A 19,154-nucleotide genomic window follows, 5' to 3' on the forward strand; every position below is an offset into this window, starting at 1 on the left:
GACATGTTACCTATGAAAGGAGACCGGATGCCGGGCGAGAATTTTCCTGGCGACAGGATCGTGAGCCTTGTCGAGGAGCTCGAGGGGCTCATCGAAGAGGCTAAGACGCCGTTCGGCAAGAATGCCCAGATGAAGGTTATCGATGCCGACGTCTTCTTTAACATCCTTGACGAGATCCGTATGAGCTATCCCGAGGAGTGGCAGAAGTCCCGTCGCATCCTCAAGGAGCGCGACGAGCTTATGGCTTCCGCCGCCGCTCAGGCCGATTCCATCATTGCCGATGCTCAGCAGCAGGCACTCACCATTGCCGGTGAGCAGGAGATCGTCCGCTTGGCGCAGCAGCAGGCCGACGATATCCTTGATCGTGCCCAGCAGTACGAGCGCGAGACGCGCTATGCGGCCGAGGATTATGCCGAGCAGGTCTTTACGCACCTCGAGGAGAACCTCAAGAGCCTGACCGGCACCGTTACCCGTTGCCGTCAGCAGCTCAACGAGGGTGCCGCCCAGCAGAACGGTCAGTGGTAATGGCTGAGTTCCCGAGCGTTACCGTCGATCTTTCCGAGCAGCTCGAGTTTCCCGGAGACTCGTATCCGCTGACCGGCAAGGTCGATGTTGCCACCTACACGGTGGGCGAGAAGGAGTACCAGCTGCAGGACGGCATTGCTTACGACGTGGTTTTTACCAATGCGGGCACCGGTGTTCTGCTCTCCGGCATGGTTCGAGCGCACGTCACCGGCGAATGCGACCGCTGCCTTGAGCTCGCCTCGTTTGATATCGCCGGCGAGATCGAGGAGTTCTATCTCTTTGAGGAGCCCGAGGATCCCGAGGCCTACGAGGACGGTTACGAGCTTTTGGGCGAGGACCGCATTGTCGATCTGGGGGAGCCCATTAACGACGCCGTTGTCATGGACACGCCGTTTGTGGTGCTCTGCAAGCCCGATTGCCGCGGCCTGTGCCCCACCTGCGGCATCAATCTCAACGTCGAGCAATGCGATTGCGCCGCCCAGGCCGAGGCCGAATGGGCCGCTGCCACGGAAAATCCATTTGCAGCATTGAAGAATCTCAATCTTGATGAGTAAAAATGTGGTAGTATCGCTACTTGCGCGTAATCGCCACACTGGATAGTTCATAAGGAAGGTCACTATGCCCGTACCTAAACAAAAGCAGGGTCGTATCCGTACCCATACCCGTCGTTCCGCCAACATGAAGATCTCGGCTGCGGCTCAGTCCACGTGCCCCCGTTGCGGCGCTGTCAAGCTCCCGCATCACGTGTGCCCCAGCTGCGGTTTCTACAAGGACCGCGAGGTTATCGTTACCGAGTAACTATATACTCTGGATACGATGCCGTTCCAACTGGAACCACAATGGCCGGCTCAATGAGTCGGCCATTTTTGTATAAGGAGCACTTGAAATGAGTAACGTTCGCGTTTGTGTAGACGTTGTGGGCGGAGACGAGAAGCCCCAAGTTGTTCTCGACGGTATTGAGGCCGCACTTGCCGCCGATCCCGATATCGAGGTCATTGCTGTTGGCCCCGCCGATATCGTCAACCCCTTTGCCGCGGCGCACGCGCGCGTGGAGGCTCTGGAGGCCCCCGATGTCATCGCCATGGACGACGATCCCATCCGCGCCGTGATGACCAAGCGTAAGTCTTCGATCGTGCTTGCCTGCCGTGCTATTAAGAAGGGCAACGCGGACGCGTTTTTCTCCGCGGGGTCGACCGGCGCCATGACGGCTGCCGCCACCGCCTACGTGACGCCGTTTAGATATTTGGTAGAGGGTAAGAAGCAGCCGGTGCGCCCATGCCTCACCAATGCGCTGCCCAACCGCGCCGGTGGCCTTACGGTACTGTGTGACATGGGGGCCAACCCCGATGTCGAGGTCGACGACATGGTTCGCTTTGCCCAGATGGGTGCAGCCTATGCCCGCGTGGTCTTGGGCATCGAACATCCGCGTGTGGGCCTGCTTGGCAACGGCACCGAGGACGAGAAGGGTTCTAACTTTACCAAGGCGTGCTTCCCGGCTATGAAAGCCGCGGTCCCCGGTTTTGTGGGCAACTGCGAGGGCACCGATCTTACGTCGGGCAATTTTGACGTTGTGGTCGCCGACGGCATGTCGGGCAATATTGCGCTCAAGGCAACCGAGGGCGCTGCCAAGTTTTTGCTGCAAGAGCTCAAGGGCGCCTTTATGTCTTCGCTCGGTACCAAGATCGCCGCGCTGCTCATCAAAAAGCAGATGCGCCAGATGAAAGCCAAGCTCTCGGGCGATGCCAAGGGCGGCGCGATCCTGCTGGGCCTTCGCGGCGTCGTTTTGATTGGCCATGGCGCCACGTCGGCCGAAGCCGTTAAGAACGGTACACTCGCCGCGGCTCAGGCCGTTCGAGCCGGGCTTATCGAAAGCATTGCCAATTCCATGGAAGGTATCGTTTAGCAAGAGCTCCGTTACGTGGCTCAAGCTATGCATCGTGGGGTAGAATCGGAGCCGTGCTGCAATGCGGCTTCCGCCCGCGCGACACATTGTATTCCACGACGTATGAGAGGATGCGCTATGGATCGCTCCGAAATCTTTGACAAGATCGCCGAGGTCGCTGCCGACGTGCTGGGCGTCGACGTTGCCGAGATCAGTGATGAGACAACTTTTGACGACCTCGATGCCAATTCGCTCGAGCGCCTGCAGCTGGTGACGGCCATCGAGGACGAGTTTGACCTCGAGATCGATGACGAGACCCTGTTGTCGCTCACCTCCGTTGCCGACGCCGTCGACGCTATCGAAAACGCCAGGGAGGCCTAGGTCTTGGCTTTATCTCAACGACTCACGCGCGCTCAGGAAATCCTGGGCCATGAGTTTAATAACAAGGTGCTGCTACGCGCGGCGCTCACCCACCCCTCGGCAGTAGAGGGGCAGCCGGTCTCTGCCAGCTATGAGCGGCTTGAGTTTTTGGGTGACTCCATTCTGGGCGCCGTGGTTGCCCGTTCGCTCTTTGAGTCTTATCCCGAGTTCGATGAAGGCAAGCTCACGCGTCTGAAAGTATCGCTTGTTTCGGGTGCCACGCTGTCCGAGGTTTCGCACGAGCTGGGCATCGACGACATCATCATCTTTGGCGCCTCCGAGACCGGTACCGGCGCGCGCGGCCTTAACTCGGCGCTCGAGAACGTCTATGAGTCGCTCGTGGGTGCGTTGTACCTCGATGCTGGCTGGGATGCGGCGGCGGAGTTCATCCATCGCACGCTTAAGCCCCATTTGGCCTCCGAGCGTGCCGAGCACCCCGCGAACCCCAAGTCGTTCTTGCAGGAGTGCGTGCAGGCAGACGGTCACGAGCCCCCGGCATACAAGCTGGTAGGCTCCGAGGGCCCGGCACATGCGCCCACCTTTACCGCCGTGGTGCTTGTCGACGGTATCCGTCAGGGCCGCGGCACCGGCGCCTCTAAGAAAGAGGCCGAGGGAGCCGCTGCACTCGAGGCGCTCGACCGCATGGGTTACACCACCAACGGTGTGATTCTCAACAAGAAGCCCGTTTAAGCGAGGAACCGTGTATCTCAAGTCCCTTACGCTCAAAGGGTTCAAGTCGTTTGCCGACCGTGCCCATATGACGTTTGAGCCGGGCCTGACCGTCATCGTCGGTCCTAACGGCTCGGGAAAATCGAATATCTCCGATTCGATTCTGTGGGTACTGGGTGAGCAGAGCGCCAAGCAGCTGCGCGGCCAGGCCATGGAGGACGTCATCTTCTCGGGCTCGTCGGCGCGCAAGCCGGTGGGCGTTGCCGAGGTCACGCTGGTGCTCGATAACTCGGACCATGTGCTGCCTGTCGACTTTGATGAGGTTGCCATCACCCGCCGCATGTATCGTTCGGGCGAGAGCGAATACCTCATCAACTCGAGTCCGTGCCGCCTGATGGATATCCAGGACATTTTGCACGATTCGGGCTTGGGTAAGGATACGCATTCCATTATCAGCCAGGGCAAGCTCGATGCCATTTTGCAGAGCCGTCCCGAGGAGCGCCGCGTCCTTATCGAGGAGGCTGCCGGCATTTCCAAGCACAAGCGCCGTAAGGAGCGTGCGCTCAAAAAGATTAAGTCGATGGACGAGCACCTTACTCGTGCCCGCGACATCAATAAGGAGATTGCCCGTCAGCTGCGACCGTTGGAGCGTCAGGTCGATCGCGCGCGCAAGTACAAAGAGCTGTCCTCGCGCGCGAACGAGCTTACGCAGATGCTGGCCGTTGACGAGCTTCGTTCGCTGCAGTCGCAGTGGAACGATCTGGAGAGCCGTTCCAAAGAGGGTGCCGCCGAGCTGGAGCTTGCGCAGTACCGCTTGGGCGAAAAGGAGCGCGAGCTCGAGAAGCTCCAGGTGATGCTCGAGGAAAAGGGCCTGTTTGTGGGTGACTTGGGCGAGCAGCGCCGTCATATGCAAGATGTGGTCGGCCGTATTAACTCCGATATGCGCCTGCTCGAGGAAAAGGGCCACAATATGGTGTCGCGCCTGTCCGATATGCGCGGCCAGATTTCGAGCTCCGAGCATCAGCGTCGTCGCGTGGTCGAGGAGCTCGAGGATGCACGTGCCCAGCTAGAGGAAGTGACCGGTGCGCACATGCAGGCCCAGGACGACGTTGACGCCGCCGGCCCTGCCGCCGCCGAGCTCCACGAGCGCCGTGTTGCGCTCGACAATCAGATTTCGCAGCTTACGCGCGAGCAACGCGATGTGCAGCGCGTGGCCGACAAGGCTGCGCTCGAGCTTGCCAAGGTGAAAGACTCGCTGAGCAATGCCGAGGTCGAGGACAACATGTACGCCTCGCGCCTGGAGCAGATTGACGAGCAGCTCGAGGAGGTCACGGCCTCGCTCGAGAGTCGTCGCGACCGTGCCGAGGAGCTCGACGGCGCGCTCGATCAGGCTCGCCAAGCCCAGGCCGATGCGCGCCAGGCCACCGAGGTCGCCCGTGCGGCGTTGAAGGACTTGCGCGCCCGTGAGAGCGAGTCGCGCAACAAGCTGTCCGAGGTGCGCTCTGAGCTTGCGAGCCAAAAGAAGCTCGATGCCCGTATGGCCGATAGCTCGCCGTTGGTGAGCCGTCTGGTAGGGGCATTGGGCGATGACGTAACGGGCCGTCTGGGCGACGTGCTCGAGGCGCCGCGTGAGCTTGAGGGCCTGGTCGAGCAGCTGCTTGCCGGCGATATCGATGCCCTGTTGTTTGATGACGCCGCCACGCTTGAGCGTGCCGGTCGTGCGGCTTTGGACCAAAAGAAGGCCTCGGGCGAGGCACTGCTGGTGGCGCGTGGTGTGAGCGGCTCTGCTGCTGCCGAGGGCGCTGCCGGTTCGCGTCTGGTTGATCGCCTGTCCGTGCGTGCCGGTTATGGCCCGATTGTCGAGGCGCTGCTCGGCGGCTATTACGTGGTCGATGACTTGCCTTGTGCGCTGGCGGCGCCAGTCGTTGACGGTGTGACCTATGTGACGCCCGATGGCGCTCGCGTGAGCTTTGGTGGCCTGGTGCGCGTGGGGCTCGATGCCGGCGAGGCCTCGGGTGCCCTGGAGCGGAAGCGCCGCATTCGCGAGCTCGAAGGCCTGGAGCCCGATTTGGCTGCCGTTTTTGAGCATGTGTCGAACCAGGTTATCGAGGCCAATGCGGCCGTCGAGGAGGCGCGTGCCGCCGAGGGTGATGCCGCCGGCGAGATCGCCCGTCTTGAGGGCGAGCGTCGCTCGCTGCTCTCCGAGATTGGCCGCCTGGAGCAAAGCGCCAACAACGCCGAGGTCGAGCGTGCGCGCATCTCCAGGCGCCGCGAGCAGGCGGCGGAGGCCGTTCGCGCCGCGCGCCCGCGCGTTGACGAGCTCACCCGTTCGCGCGACGAGGCCCGTGCGCAGGCAAGCGACCTGGGTCTCCAGATTGCCGAAGCCAACGACGAGCTCGATCGCGTGCGCCGTGACGATTCCGAGGCAGCCGGTAAGCTCGCCGATGCCAAGGTACGCCTGGCCCAGACGAGCGAGCGCCTGCGTTCGCTGAAGGGCCGCGTGCCCGATCTGGAGCATCGCCTGGAGGGCATTGACCGCCGTATCCGCGGAACACGTCAGGCTTCGCGCTCGCTCGAGCTGCTGCGCCTGCGTGTCGATCCCATGCACGAGCGCTATTCGGCCCTGCTGGAGCGTGCATCTGATTGGGCCGCGCGCCTGCGTGACCAGGCCTCACTCGAGGAGGCAGACTCGGCTTCGCTCAAGAAAACCATCGAGGATGCCAAGGCCGAGGTCTCCCGCGCCAAGGAGCGGGTCGATGCCGCCACGGCGACACAAAACGAGTTCAAGGTCGCGCGCGGCAAGCTCGAGGTGCAGGTAGAGGCGGCCATCAAGGCTATTACCGCCGATGGCACCACCGTGCTCGAGGAAGCGCTCATGCTTCCTGCTCCCACCGATCGCGACGCCGCCGAGCGCGAGCTCAACCAGCTCGTGCGCCAGATCAACAACCTGGGCCCTGTGAACCAGGTTGCCATGGAGGAGTACGAGCAGCTCAAGCGCCGCGCCGATTACATCGAGGAGCAGCTGGCCGATCTGGAGAGCGCGCGCAAGGCGCTCTCCAAGATTACCGTGGCCATCGACCGCAAGATGCGTAAAGCCTTCCTGGTGACCTTCGAGAAGGTCGATGCGAACTTCCGCGAGATCTTCGCCATGCTGTTCCCGGGTGGCCAGGCACATCTGGAGATGACCGACCCCGAGCACCCGGCCGAGACGGGCATCGAGGTCGTGGCGCAGCCGCGCGGCAAGCGTATCACCAAGATGATGCTCATGTCGGGCGGCGAGAAGAGCCTGACGGCGCTCGCCCTGCTCTTTGCCGTGTATCGCACGCGTACGGTGCCGTTCTATGTGCTGGACGAGGTCGAGGCGGCGCTCGATGACGCCAACCTGTCCAAGCTCATTGGCGCGCTTGACGTGCTGCGTTCCGATACGCAGCTCTTGGTTATCTCGCATCAGCGCCGTACTATGGAGGACGCTGACGTCCTCTACGGCGTCTCGATGCAAGCTGACGGCGTCAGTCGCGTCGTCTCGCAAAAACTCGATCGCGAAACCGGAAAGGTCGTGAATGCATAATGGGATTCTTCGATGCTCTCTCGCGCGGACTTGAGCGCAGCCGCGAGGCCCTCAACGAGGTCTTTTACTTTGGCGGCGAGGTCGACGAGGATTTTTGGGAGGACCTAGAGGACACCCTCGTCATGGGTGACATGGGTGCCGAGGTCGCCATCCAGGTCTCCGACGACCTGCGTGATGCCGCGGCCAAGAAGAACCTCAAGACCGCCCCGCAACTACGTCGGGCCCTGGCCGAGCAGCTCGAGCAGCATTTTGTACCCGTCGAGCGCGATCCGTTCGCCGACACGCCGAGCTGCGTGCTGTTTGTGGGCATCAACGGTGCCGGCAAGACCACTACGGTCGGCAAGATCGCGAGCGCCATGGCTGCCCGTGGCAAGAACGTCGTGATCGGCTCGGCCGATACCTTCCGCGCTGCCGCCATCGAACAGCTCGATGTGTGGGGCCAGCGCGCCGGCGTCCCCGTCATAAAGCGCGACCGCGGCTCAGACCCGGCAAGTGTTTGCTACGACGTGCTCGACGAGGCCGATAAGCGTGGCAGCGACCTGGTGCTCATCGACACCGCCGGTCGTCTGCACACGAGCCCCGAGCTCATGCGCGAGCTTGCCAAGGTGGTCAACGTGACGCGTAAGCGCGCCGCCAATATGGCCGCCGGCCCCATGCCCGTCTCGGTCGTCCTCGTGATCGATGCCGCGACGGGCCAAAACGGCCTGAACCAGGCGCTCGAGTTTAATGAGGCGCTGGGTCTGGACGGTATTATCATGACTAAGCTCGACGGCACGGCAAAGGGCGGTATCGCCATGGCCGTGGCCGAGAAGCTCAAGCTCCCGATCCTGCGCGTGGGCGTGGGTGAGCAGGTCGATGACCTGCAGGAGTTTAATGCCAAAGATTTCTGCCGCGCCCTGGTGGGCGAGTCCAACTAAGGAGTGACCAGTGTTTGATTCTCTGAGCGATCGCCTCAACGACACATTTGACCGCCTGCGCGGCAAGGGCAAGCTGACCGAGGCCGATATCACCTCGGCCATGCGCGACATTCGCATGGCGCTGCTCGAGGCCGACGTCAACTTTAAGGTCGTCAAGGAGTTTGTCGCCAAGACCAAGGAGCGCTGCATGACCGCCGAGGTCATGGAATCGCTGACGCCGGCGCAAAACGTCGTCAAGATCGTGCTCGACGAGCTCACCGAGATGCTCGGCTCCACCGAGAGCAAGCTCGTCTTTAGCAACCGCATTCCCAACGTCATTATGCTCGTGGGCCTGCAGGGCTCCGGTAAGACCACGGCGGCTGTAAAGCTGGCATACCTGCTCAAGAAGCAGGGCCGCTCGCCGCTGCTCGCCGCGTGCGACGTCTACCGTCCCGCCGCTGCCGACCAGCTGGCCACGCTTGGTGGAGAGATCGGCGTGCCGGTCTTCCGCGGTGACGGCGAGCACCCGGTCGATATTGCCAAGGGCGCCATCCAGGAGGCCGTCGACCACCTGCGCGATGTGGTCATCGTCGATACCGCCGGTCGTCTGCAGATCGACGAGCAGATGATGCAGGAGGCCGTGGACATCAAGAAGGCCGTCAAGCCCGATCAGGTGCTGATGGTCGTCGATGCCATGACCGGCCAGGATATCGTCAACGTTGTCTCGACCTTCGCCGAGCGCACCGACTTTGACGGCGTGATCATCTCCAAGCTCGACGGCGATGCCCGTGGCGGCGGCGCGCTTTCGGTGCGCCAGGTGACCGGCAAGCCCATCAAGTTCGTGAGCATGGGCGAGAAGCCCGATTCGCTGGAGCCGTTCTATCCCGATCGCATGGCCAAGCGCATCTTGGGCATGGGCGATGTCGTCGGCATTATCGAGAAAGCCCAGGAGGCAGCCGATGCCGAGCAGCTCGAGGCTGCCGAGCGCATGCTGCGCGAGGGCTTTACCATGAACGACATGCTCGACCAGATGAAGGCCGTCAAGAAGATGGGCGGTATGAAGGGCATTCTGGGCATGCTTCCCGGCGGCCAGCGCGCGCTCAACCAGATGGGCGGCAACCTGGATGAGGGCATCTTCGATAAGAACGAGGCCATCATCATGTCGATGACCAAGGAGGAGCGCCTGCGTCCTTCCATCATCAACGGCCAGCGTCGCGCCCGCATCGCCAAGGGTGCCGGCGTGACCCCCACCGAGGTCAATAGCCTTATGAAGCAGTGGGGCGAGATGAACAAGATGATGGGCCGCATGCGCTCGATGGCCAACCAGGCGCAAGCCGGCGGCAAGAAGGGCAAGAAGGGTAAAAAAGGCAAAAAGATGCGCATGCCCAATATTCCCGGTCTGGATGCCATGGGCCTGGGCAGCATGGGCGGCCTGGGTGGCCTGGGTGGCATGGGAACAGGTGGTCCCAAGTCCGATATGGACCTGCTGCGCCAGATGGAAGCGCAGATGCGTAATAAAAAGTAACGACTGGTTGAGTCGAGTATGGCGAAGGCCGCCTGGATGGTACTCCAGGCGGCCTTCGCCGTTCGTTCGCAGGTTTTCTCACGCGCGCAAGCGTGTTGACGTTGAGGTGCTTGCCACTAGTGGCAGCCGCAGCCCTCGTGCCCATCATGGTCGTGGTGGCCGTGGCAGCCGCAGGCCTCGCCATGCTCGTGGGCGTGCTCGTGGTCGTGCCCATGGCAGTCGCAGGTGGCCTCGCCGGTCTGCGCGAGCGTGCCGGCAATGAGGGCCTCGATGCAGGCGTCGCAGCTGCCCTGGGCGCCCGCATAGACCGTGATGCCCGCCTGGGTGAGCGCGTTGATGGCGCCGCCGCCGATACCGCCGCAGATGAGCGTATCGACGCCACCGTTGGCGAGCAGACCCGCTAGGGCGCCGTGACCAGTGCCGCCGGTGCCTACGACCTGCTCGTTGAGCACCTTGCCATCCTGGATGTCATAGATTTTGAACTGCTCGCTGCGGCCAAAGTGCATAAAGATGTTGCCGTTGTCGTACGTCGTTGCCACCCTCATGGTGCCGACCTCCTTTGCTGGCCATATGGCCGTCGTCGTAGGTGTAGGGGAGTATGCGATATTGCCGCCCTCGATACTAAGTGCTCGCCCGTTGACCAGCGCGTTTGCCACCTTGCGATGCGCGCGGCTGCAGATGGCCGCCACGGTGGCACGGGCGATGCCCATTTGCTGGGCGACGGCCTCCTGATTGAGGCCTTCCAGGTCGCAAAGCCGTAGGACTTCGAGCTCATCGACCGTCATGTCGATGGCGTCTCCGCTGGCAAGGCCGTCAGGGGTAAAGCCGCGATATTCGGGAATGATCCCAACGCGGCGCAATTTTTCGCGTCTTCCTGCCATACACTCTCCAAATCTGACATATGTCAACAATAGGATAGCGCGTATGCGGAGCCGCTCAAGCTATTTTTGGCATATGTCAAAAAAGCTAAAGGTGCAGCATTTGCGAATGCGGCGCCGTACTGCCGTGCATTGCGTGTGCCGCCCCAAGTGTGCAATTCGATGCTGCGCGCCTGGGCTACAATAAAAATCGCTTATAGGCGACTGACAGGAGGGTCAATGAGCAAAGCTGATCAACAGTTTGTAGCCATGTGCCGCGATATTCTGGACCATGGCACCACTACCGAGGGCCAAAAGGTTCGTCCGGTGTGGGCGGACGGCACCCCTGCCTATACTATTAAAAACTTTGGTGTCACGGCACGCTACGACCTGCGTGAGGAGTTTCCGGCGCTTACCCTGCGTCGTACGGCCCTCAAATCTGCCATGGACGAGATTCTATGGATCTATCAAAAGAAGTCCAATAACGTGCATGACCTCAACAGTCATATTTGGGATGAGTGGGCCGACGAGACCGGTTCCATCGGAAAGGCCTATGGGTACCAGATTGGCCAGAAGAGCCATTATGCCGAGGGTGACTTTGACCAGATGGACCGTGTGCTGTACGACCTTAAGCACACGCCGTACAGCCGCCGCATCATGACCAACACGTATGTGTTTAGCGACCTGTCCGAGATGCACCTGTATCCGTGCGCCTACAGCGTGACCTATAACGTTACGCAGCGCCCGCAGGACGATAAGCCAACACTCAACATGATTCTCAACCAGCGCAGCCAGGACATTTTGGCCGCGAACAACTGGAATGTGTGCCAGTACGCCATTTTGCTGATGATGGTCGCGCAGTCGGTCGATATGATCGCGGGCGAGTTGCTGCATGTGATCGCCGATGCCCATATTTACGACCGTCATGTCGATATCGTCCGCGAGCTTATCGAGCGTCCGCAGTTTGCCGCGCCCAAGGTAACGCTCAACCCCGATGTGCATGATTTCTACGCGTTTACGACTGATGATCTGATCGTTGAGGGCTATGAGCACGGTCCGCAGGTCAAGAACATCCCCATTGCGGTGTAGGTGACGCGCATGACGTGTAAGCTTTCTGCCATTGTCGCCGTGTGCGATGACTGGGGCATTGGGTGCGAGGGTGACATGGTCGTATCCAACCGTGCCGACATGCGCCATTTTGTGGCGTGCACCAAGGGTTGTCCGGTCATTATGGGACGCAAGACCCTGCTGAGTTTTCCCGGCGGGCGTCCGCTTAAGAACCGTCGCAACATTGTGCTCACCCGCGACGAGGGCTTTGCCCCCGAGGGCGTCGACGTAGTGCATAGCGTTGACGAGGCCTTGGCCGCCGTGGTCGATGAACCTGTTGCGTGGGTGATCGGTGGCGGCGAGGTGTATCGGCAATTTTTGCCGTACTGCGTGGAGGCCGAGGTCACGCACAACCATTGCACCCATGACGTGGACACGTATTTTCCCAATTTGGATGTCGATCCTGCGTGGGAAGTTGCGCGGCGCGACGGGGTTGCCACGATTGCCGCGGGCGAGGGTGACGAAGGCCTCGATTATGAGTTCGTGACGTATCGTCGTGTTGATGCTTAAATCGTCTGGCGTGAACGGTATCACCGGGTTGATTGAATGCATGGGGCGGCGCTTAGCGTCGCCTCGTTTGGTATAGATGTGCTGTAAAGAAGGGTACGGGCTGGCTGCTATGACTGATGCCGTTGAGGTGCTGCGAATCGATTCCCTTAATGATGAGCGGCTCGACGCCTACGTGCGACTGACGGAGCGCGAGCTGCGCTGCGTGCTGGAGCCGCAAAAGGGCATCTTTATCGCCGAGAGCGCCAAGGTCATCGAGCGCGCGGTGCGTGCCGGATACGAGCCGGTGAGCTTTCTTTTGGGTGAGCGCTGGCTCGATCAGATGATGCCGCTGTTCGAGCGTCTGGTTGTACGCGAGGGCGCAGGTCCGGTTCCTGTGTTCGTGGCCTCCATGGAGCTCATGGAGCAGTTGACGGGCTTTAACGTGACGCGCGGTGCGCTCGCGGCGTTCCGTCGCCCGCGTCAGATTCCGGTTGATGAGTTCTTGGACGGCGTCGTCGAGGTGGCGGGTGAGCGCCCGGTGCGCGTGTGCGTGCTCGAGGGTATTGTCGACCATACTAATGTGGGTGCGATTTTCCGCTCGGCGGCAGCGTTGAATGTCGATGGCATTTTGGTAAGCCCCACTTGCTGTGACCCGCTGTACCGCCGCTCGGCCCGCGTGAGCATGGGCACGGTGTTTCAGGTGCCCTGGACGCGCATTGGCAGCGAGGCGCGCGTATGGCCGCATGATGGGCTGGCGGCGCTGCACGATGCCGGCTTTTCGTGTGCCGCCATGGCATTGACGGATGATTCGGTGCCGTTGGACGATCCCGCGTTGCGGGCGATTGACCGGTTGGCGATCTTTATGGGTACCGAGGGTGCCGGCCTGGGCGCCAAGACCATCGCGGGCTGTGACCGGGCTGTGCGTATTCCGATGGCGCACGGGGTCGATTCGCTCAACGTGGCCGCGGCGAGTGCTGTCGCTTTTTGGCAGTTGTGTCCGCACGTGAGCAACGAGTATCACTACCAGCCGGGACTGTATCACTAGGCAGATATTTTGCACCGGGCTCTGATTCCGTGTGTTTCGGTTGACGCCGGTCGGTGCTAAGCTGGTGTCGGCTTTGGTCATAAAATTGACGTTTTGTTGTTTGACGTGCGCTGGTGGGGAGGGCGTGTGGCTAAGAAATCTACGGCTATCGATGTAACACAGGGTGTTATTTGGCAGCAGTTGCTTTCGCTGTGCGTTCCCATCTTTTTTAGTTCGTTTTTTCAGCAGGCCTACACACTTATCGGCACCTATATCGTCGGTCAGTTTGGCGGCAAGCTCGCGTTGGGCGGCATCCAGGCCACGATGGTGCTCACGGAGCTCTGCATCGGTTTTTGCGTCGGTGTGGGTGCTGGATGTGCTGTTATTACGGGTCAGTATTTTGGCCAGCACGATGATGAGCGACTGAGTCGTTCGGTCCATACGGCCATGACGCTCGCTCTGGTGGGCGGTATCGTCGTCTCGATTCTGGGCATAGTGTTCGTTGAGCCCATGCTGGTGCTTATGAATACGCCGCATGAACTATTGGCCGAGGGTGTGGCCTATGCTCGCTGCTATTTTGCCGCCATGGTTGCGGCGCTGCTGCTCAATATGGGAACGGCACTGCTGCGCGCCGTGGGCGACACGCGTGGACCTGCCGTGATCATCGCTTCCGGCTGCCTCGTTAATGTGGTGCTGGATATCATCTTCGTTGCCGTGCTGCATATGGAGGCTCTGGGCTGCGGCATTGCGGTGGCGCTGACCATTTGCTCCAACGCCACGATGATCGTGATTCGCATGATGCGCGCACCGGGTGCGTGGCGGCTTTCACTGTCCAAACTCGGCATTGATCCTGTTATTTGCAAGAGCATGATCTCGTGTGGTCTGCCGCTTGGCTTTCAGTCTGCTGCGTATTCGATTTCCAACGTCTTGATTCAGGTGTCGGTCAACTCGTTTGGTGCCGATGTCACCACGGCTTGGGGTCTTTCGGGCCGCTTAGATGGCATTGTCTGGATGGTTACCGAGGCGCTTGGCGTGTCGATCACCACGTTCTCGGCACAGAACTTTGGCGCGCGCAACTACGAGCGCATGCGCAAGGGCTACCATACGTCGCTCGTGCTGTCGTTTATGCTCATTGGTGGCCTGTCTGCCGTGCTGCTGGTGTTCTCGGGTCCTCTGTCGCGTCTGTTTGTCGACGATGCTTCGATCTCGGCCTACACCACGACCATCATCCATTTTATTGCGCCGTTCTATGCGATTTTCTCGATTATCGAAAACGCGTCGGGCTCCATTCGCGGTGCCGGCGTGAGCTTGCAGCCCATGATTCTCACGATTTTCGGCACCGTCGTGCTCAGGGTGATCTGGGTGTTTGCGATCATGCCTTTCGATCCGTCGCTTGAGCTCCTGCTGCTGGTTTACCCCGTAACCTGGCTCATCACGGCCACGATGTTCACCATCTACCACCACAGCGGCAACTGGCTAGGCCGCGCCACTGCCTAATGATCCGTGTGAGACAGAGGAAAACGGATCATTGCTTTCCGTGGTGATGTCGATGATTCGTTTTCCTCCGTCCCCTTTGGATCAATTAGTATTCGATGCCTTGGCGGGCTAGGAGGCCTTCGTCGAAGTAGTGTTTGACGGGGCGCATTTCGGTTACGAGGTCGGCAAGGTCGGCGAGGGGCAGCAAGCCGCGGCCAGTGAGCACGAGCTCCGTGGTGGTTGGTTTCATCGCGATCAACGCTTCGACATCTTCGCGCGTCACAAAGCCCCGTCGCATGGCTTCTCCCAGCTCATCCAAGATCAGCACGTCGACTTGGCTAATCTGCTCGCGCGCCAGCTCCATGATCTGTGCGGCACAGGCTTCGGGCGTGTCGCGGTCGGCTTGTACGATGCAAAGCCCCAATCGAGGAGCTGCGTCATGTTCGGCGCAGTGCAGCTTCTTGGCAAACTGAAGCATGAGCACGTTAAGTCCATAGCCCGTGGCGCGCAGCGCGAGCCCCAGCGCAGCCGTCGTCTTGCCCTTGCCGTCGCCCGTATAGATTTGAACCTTGCCGACTTCCAGTGATGCCATCTCTGTCCTTTCGTGCCCGGTGTCGGTTTATCGCCGGCCGGGTTGGGTATTCTAGTTAGCATTATCAACCCCAGTAGATGGAGTTCAAGCAGATGGAGATGGATGACAACAAACGTAGACGGAATATGATCCTCTACGTGCTCATCGCCTTCGTCGTCTACCTCGTGCTCTCGACCGTTCTGTTCCCCAACATCGGTCACACGCAGCAGATTACGAAGACCGATTACTCGACGTTTGTCAAAGCGCTCGACAAGAAGAGCGTCGATAAGGTCGAGTACAACACGGACGATTACTCGATTTATTACACCAAGAAGGGCGAGGACGAGAACATCGCCTACAAGACGACCGGTGTGCCGAATGATGCGGGCTTTACCGATCGCGTGCTTGAATCTGGCGCCTCGCTTGAGTCGGTCGTTCCCGATAAGAACTCGGGTCTGATGACTTACTACCTGCTCACCCTCATTCTTCCTATGGCGATTTTCTTCCTGATCGGCTGGTGGCTCAACCGCCGCATGAAGAAGGCCATGGGTGATGACGGCCCGTCGATGAACTTTGGCGGCGGCGGTTTTGGCGGCGGTGGACTGGGCAAGTCCGGCGCGCGCGTGATTGCCTCCAAGGATGTGGGCGTGACCTTTAAGGATGTCGCTGGCCAGGAAGAGGCCAAGGAGTCCCTCAAGGAGGTCGTCGACTTTCTGGAGAAGCCGCAGCGCTACGAGGAGATTGGCGCCAAGCTGCCGCGCGGTGCCCTCCTTGTCGGCCCTCCGGGTACCGGTAAAACCCTGCTTGCCAAGGCTGTGGCCGGCGAGGCGGGTGTGCCGTTCTTTAGTATTTCGGGCTCTGAGTTTGTTGAGATGTTCGTCGGCCGCGGCGCCGCCAAGGTTCGCGATCTGTTTAAGCAGGCCAAGGAAAAGGCCCCGTGCATCGTCTTTATCGATGAGATCGATACCATCGGCAAGAAGCGCGACGGCGGCGGCTTTAGTGGCAACGACGAGCGCGAGCAGACGCTCAACCAGCTGCTGACCGAGATGGACGGCTTCGATAACCACAAGGGTATCGTCGTCCTCGCTGCCACCAACCGTCCCGACAGCCTTGACCCGGCCCTGTTGCGCCCCGGTCGTTTTGACCGCCGCATTCCCGTTGAGCTGCCCGACCTGACCGGCCGTAAGAACATTCTTGAGCTGCACGCCAAGAGCGTGAAGACGCAGCCGCCGATCGATCTGACCGCGATTGCCCGCGCCACGCCCGGTGCCTCGGGCGCCGACCTGGCCAACATTATCAACGAGGGCGCCCTGCGTGCCGTCCGCGAGGGTCGCAAGCGCGCCACGCAGGACGACTTTGAGGAGTCGGTGGAGGTCGTCATCGCCGGTCAGCAGCGCAAGTCCACGGTGCTGTCCGACCACGAGAAGCAGGTCGTTTCTTATCACGAGATCGGTCATGCCATCGTTGCCGCACGCCAGAAGGGCTCTGCGCCGGTCACAAAGATCACCATCGTGCCGCGCACGAGCGGTGCTCTGGGCTACACCATGCAGGTCGAGGAGGACGAGCGCTTCCTGACCACGCGCCAGGAGATCCTGGACAAGCTCGCCGTCTATTGCGGTGGCCGTGCTGCCGAGGAGCTCATCTTTGGTGAGATGACGACCGGCGCCGCCAACGATATCGAGCAGGCCACCAAGCTTGCCCGTAACATGGTGACGCGCTTTGGTATGTCCGATGAGTTTGGCATGATGGCGCTCGGTACCGTGCAGAACGCGTACCTTAACCAGGATACGTCGCTCACCTGCGCCCCCGGTACGGCCGAGCGCGTGGACGCGATTGTCGCCAAGCTGATCGAGGATGCTCACGACCGCGCTCTGCAGATCCTGAAGGAGAACAAGTTTAAGCTCCACGAGCTGGCTCGTTATCTGTACAAGAAGGAGACGATCACGGGCGAGGAGTTTATGAATCTCCTCACCCGTGAGAATCCGCTGATGCCAAAGCAGCAGTAATACTAGTTGCGCAGTGCTTTCGCCCCATTTGAGTGTCCACCTCAAATGGGGCGTTTTGCTTGGGAAGAGTTGTATATGAAGATCGTGGTAAGTGCCTGCTTGATGGGCGAGAGCTGCAAGTATAACGGGCTCGATAATTACCATCGCGAGCTGGTCGAGGCTTGCGAGCGCACGGGAACCGAGGTGCTCCTCGTGTGCCCTGAGGTTTTTGGCGGCCTGCCCACGCCGCGCAAGCCGTCCGAGATTGTGAACGGCGAAGTCCGTACCTGCGAGGGCGCCTCGGTCGATCGTGAGTTTCGCCTGGGTGCCGAGCGCGCACTCGACATGTGCGAGCAGGCGGGCGGGCCGGAAGAGATCAGCGCGTGCATCTTACAGGACCGTAGCCCCTCGTGCGGTGCAGGTCGCGTCTACGATGGCACCTTTAGCGGCACGCTCACCGCGGGCAACGGTGTCTTCGTCGACCTGCTCCTGCGCCACGGGTATCGCGTGATTCCCGCAAGTGAATTTGACCCGAGCATGTTGGAATAGCAAATGAAAGGGGGCGGCCATCGAGTAGATGGTCGCCCCCTTTACTGGCAAGCTAAGCAATTTCAACAGATGTTCAATGGCGTTTGCCCAGATAAAACCTGCCAAAATAAACCTGTCCCTTTTTGGTAGGTTAGGCGAGGAGGGTGTGGCCGTAGGCGTTGGCGGCCTTGATGGCGGCGGCGAACTTCTCGTCGGTGAAGGGCTCGGGGTTACCCTGCTTCCACTCGTTGGTGGCGTGCGCGTACTCGCACAGGGCAGGGATATCGGCCTCGGAAAGCCCGACCTGCTCAAGCGTCACGGGCAGGCCCATCTGCTTGTTAAAGGCGGCATAGCGCTCAAGGTTCTCGGTGTCGCCCGTGTAGGCGAACAACACGAGCACGCCCAGGCTTACGACCTCGCCGTGCAGGTAGGTGCCCTCACGCGGAATGCTGCAAGTGGCGTTGTAGAACGCGTGCGCCACGCTCGAGTTGTAGTAGTAATCGTTCTGGTTGGTCAGGTTCGAGACATATCCCGTGTTGACCACGATGTCGAGCGCGATCTGCTTGACGGCCTCGCTCGACAGATTCTGGCGCACGTCCTCAAGACCCTGGACGCCATAGGTAAACAGCGGCTCGGAGCAGGTGTGGGCGAGTGCCAGGCCAAGACCGGCGGTGTGCTCCAAATTTCCGGCGCTCGTGGCGTACTCGACCTCGGGCTGCTTGGACAGGGCATCGCCTACGCCGGCCCAGAAGTACTCTGCCGGTGCCTCGGCGATGATCTTGGGGTTGATGAAGATGTGCGCGGGGCGGTTGGGGTACGAATAGCCCTCGAGCGATCCGTCGTCGTTGTAGACAACGGCAATGGCGGTCGCGGCGGAGCAGTTGGAGCAGATCGTCGGCACCGTAAAGACGATCTTCTTGAGCTCGATAGCTGCGGTCTTCACGGTGTCGAGCGCCTTGCCGCCGCCGCAGGCGATAAGCACGTCGGCTTCCTGGCAGGCGGGGGAGTTTACGACCTTGGCGATATTGGCGCGTGTGCTGTTGGTGCCGTAGACGCGCGTCTCCAGAACCTCGACGCCGGTGCCTGCCAGCGCGGCTTCGATGCCGGGAAGTGCTGCAGCCAGTGCTCGCTTGCCACCGATGATTGCGACCTTGGTCGCACCGTATTCGGCCAGCGCGCTGGGCAACTCGTCGAAGCAGTCCTCGCCGACGGTATAGTCGCTCATTCCGATCGTGCGCATAGCAACCTTCTTTCGTCCGATAAAGTGCTTTCAGGTATTTTGCTCCTAGAGAAGGTCCACAGCCTCGAGAAATTTCGAACGTATAAAACCAGTGTTGAGGGTTTTTCGTCGGCGCGGAACGTGCTAGCATACTCCGCATAAGCGTTGATGGGGACGAGTAGTCGGCCGTCCGCATGCTACAGAGAGCGGGGAGCGCTGAGAACCCGTGCATGCGACCGATGAAAATCACCCCGGAGCTGCGGTCCCAACGGACGTGCCGCCCAGGCACGTCTTAGTAGATATCGCCGAGATGGTCGTCGATACAGGCCAGCCGAGTAACGGATGCGAGCGCGCGGCGACGCGGGCGAGGGCATCTAAGCTGGGTGGTTAAGCGAAGAGCTTTTACGGGCAGA

Annotated in this window: 18 protein-coding genes; 15 read left to right on the plus strand and 3 right to left on the minus strand. The window is 60.7% G+C overall.

The genetic code is table 11. The features are described 5' to 3' along the window. The first annotated feature begins 27 nt into the window (after window positions 1-27). The 9 genes from ACTNB2_RS01115 to ffh all read left to right on the plus strand — a co-directional run bounded on the left by ACTNB2_RS01115 (window position 28) and on the right by ffh (window position 9,485). A complete protein-coding gene (locus ACTNB2_RS01115) occupies window positions 28-525 on the plus strand; it encodes an ATPase (protein ID WP_441041155.1) in 498 nt (165 codons plus the stop codon). Beyond that, the gene (locus ACTNB2_RS01120) at window positions 525-1,079 is read left to right on the plus strand and encodes a YceD family protein (RefSeq protein WP_441041153.1); all 555 of its coding nucleotides are present in this window, start codon (window positions 525-527) and stop codon (window positions 1,077-1,079) included. The genes ACTNB2_RS01115 and ACTNB2_RS01120 overlap by 1 nt, the downstream gene beginning before the upstream one ends. Before the next feature lie 64 nt (window positions 1,080-1,143). Next, complete coding sequence (gene rpmF / locus ACTNB2_RS01125; protein WP_022094017.1) at window positions 1,144-1,323, plus strand: 50S ribosomal protein L32; 180 nt, start codon at window positions 1,144-1,146, stop codon at window positions 1,321-1,323. Between the two features lie 88 nt (window positions 1,324-1,411). Continuing rightward, the gene (plsX, locus tag ACTNB2_RS01130; protein ID WP_154515449.1) at window positions 1,412-2,428 is read left to right on the plus strand and encodes a phosphate acyltransferase PlsX; all 1,017 of its coding nucleotides are present in this window, start codon (window positions 1,412-1,414) and stop codon (window positions 2,426-2,428) included. A gap of 117 nt (window positions 2,429-2,545) precedes the next feature. Continuing rightward, on the plus strand, window positions 2,546-2,788 hold the full coding sequence (locus tag ACTNB2_RS01135; RefSeq protein WP_154515452.1) for an acyl carrier protein: 243 nt from the start codon (window positions 2,546-2,548) through the stop codon (window positions 2,786-2,788). Window positions 2,789-2,791: 3 nt separating this feature from the next. Further along, complete coding sequence (gene rnc / locus ACTNB2_RS01140) at window positions 2,792-3,517, plus strand: ribonuclease III (RefSeq protein ID WP_154515455.1); 726 nt, start codon at window positions 2,792-2,794, stop codon at window positions 3,515-3,517. Window positions 3,518-3,527: 10 nt separating this feature from the next. After that, window positions 3,528-7,064 carry a chromosome segregation protein SMC gene (gene smc, locus ACTNB2_RS01145; protein WP_441044778.1) on the plus strand — a complete coding sequence of 1,179 codons (3,537 nt, stop codon included), beginning with the start codon at window positions 3,528-3,530 and terminating at the stop codon, window positions 7,062-7,064. Next, window positions 7,064-7,981, plus strand: coding sequence for a signal recognition particle-docking protein FtsY (gene ftsY, locus ACTNB2_RS01150; protein WP_271807278.1), 918 nt, complete (start codon window positions 7,064-7,066; stop codon window positions 7,979-7,981). Before smc ends, ftsY begins: the two co-directional genes overlap by 1 nt. Window positions 7,982-7,991: 10 nt before the next feature. Continuing rightward, a complete protein-coding gene (gene ffh, locus ACTNB2_RS01155) occupies window positions 7,992-9,485 on the plus strand; it encodes a signal recognition particle protein (RefSeq protein ID WP_441041149.1) in 1,494 nt (497 codons plus the stop codon). A 116-nt stretch (window positions 9,486-9,601) separates the two neighbouring features. On the opposite strand, the gene ACTNB2_RS01160 is transcribed toward ffh, so the two are convergent. Beyond that, entirely contained in the window at window positions 9,602-10,366 is a 765-nt protein-coding gene (locus tag ACTNB2_RS01160; protein WP_441041147.1) for a NifB/NifX family molybdenum-iron cluster-binding protein, read from the minus strand. A 216-nt stretch (window positions 10,367-10,582) separates the two neighbouring features. Here ACTNB2_RS01160 and thyA point away from each other — a divergent pair, with 216 nt between their 5' ends. The 4 genes from thyA to ACTNB2_RS01180 all read left to right on the plus strand — a co-directional run bounded on the left by thyA (window position 10,583) and on the right by ACTNB2_RS01180 (window position 14,459). Next, a complete protein-coding gene (thyA, locus tag ACTNB2_RS01165) occupies window positions 10,583-11,431 on the plus strand; it encodes a thymidylate synthase (protein ID WP_441041146.1) in 849 nt (282 codons plus the stop codon). Between the two features lie 9 nt (window positions 11,432-11,440). Next, the gene (locus tag ACTNB2_RS01170) at window positions 11,441-11,959 is read left to right on the plus strand and encodes a dihydrofolate reductase (protein WP_441041144.1); all 519 of its coding nucleotides are present in this window, start codon (window positions 11,441-11,443) and stop codon (window positions 11,957-11,959) included. A gap of 109 nt (window positions 11,960-12,068) precedes the next feature. Beyond that, a complete protein-coding gene (locus tag ACTNB2_RS01175; RefSeq protein ID WP_441041142.1) occupies window positions 12,069-12,983 on the plus strand; it encodes a TrmH family RNA methyltransferase in 915 nt (304 codons plus the stop codon). A gap of 126 nt (window positions 12,984-13,109) precedes the next feature. Further along, on the plus strand, window positions 13,110-14,459 hold the full coding sequence (locus ACTNB2_RS01180) for an MATE family efflux transporter (protein ID WP_441041140.1): 1,350 nt from the start codon (window positions 13,110-13,112) through the stop codon (window positions 14,457-14,459). Between the two features lie 85 nt (window positions 14,460-14,544). Here ACTNB2_RS01180 and ACTNB2_RS01185 read toward each other — a convergent pair whose 3' ends face one another. Further along, window positions 14,545-15,030, minus strand: a complete 486-nt coding sequence (locus ACTNB2_RS01185; protein ID WP_154515476.1) for a cob(I)yrinic acid a,c-diamide adenosyltransferase — start codon at window positions 15,028-15,030, stop codon at window positions 14,545-14,547. Between the two features lie 92 nt (window positions 15,031-15,122). Between ACTNB2_RS01185 and ftsH the strand changes: the two genes are divergently transcribed. Together ftsH and ACTNB2_RS01195 are read left to right on the plus strand one after the other, a co-directional pair. Further along, window positions 15,123-17,015 (plus strand): ATP-dependent zinc metalloprotease FtsH, encoded by a 1,893-nt coding sequence (gene ftsH / locus ACTNB2_RS01190; protein WP_195838531.1) that lies wholly within the window; start codon window positions 15,123-15,125, stop codon window positions 17,013-17,015. Window positions 17,016-17,090: 75 nt separating this feature from the next. After that, window positions 17,091-17,543, plus strand: coding sequence for a DUF523 domain-containing protein (locus ACTNB2_RS01195; protein ID WP_441044777.1), 453 nt, complete (start codon window positions 17,091-17,093; stop codon window positions 17,541-17,543). Window positions 17,544-17,673: 130 nt separating this feature from the next. Here the strand turns inward: ACTNB2_RS01195 and ACTNB2_RS01200 are convergent, their stop codons facing one another. After that, window positions 17,674-18,762 carry an iron-containing alcohol dehydrogenase family protein gene (locus ACTNB2_RS01200; RefSeq protein WP_441041136.1) on the minus strand — a complete coding sequence of 363 codons (1,089 nt, stop codon included), beginning with the start codon at window positions 18,760-18,762 and terminating at the stop codon, window positions 17,674-17,676. Window positions 18,763-19,154: the final 392 nt, after the last annotated feature.

Source organism: Collinsella sp. HCP28S3_G2 (assembly GCF_052065125.1).
Taxonomy (GTDB): domain Bacteria; phylum Actinomycetota; class Coriobacteriia; order Coriobacteriales; family Coriobacteriaceae; genus Collinsella.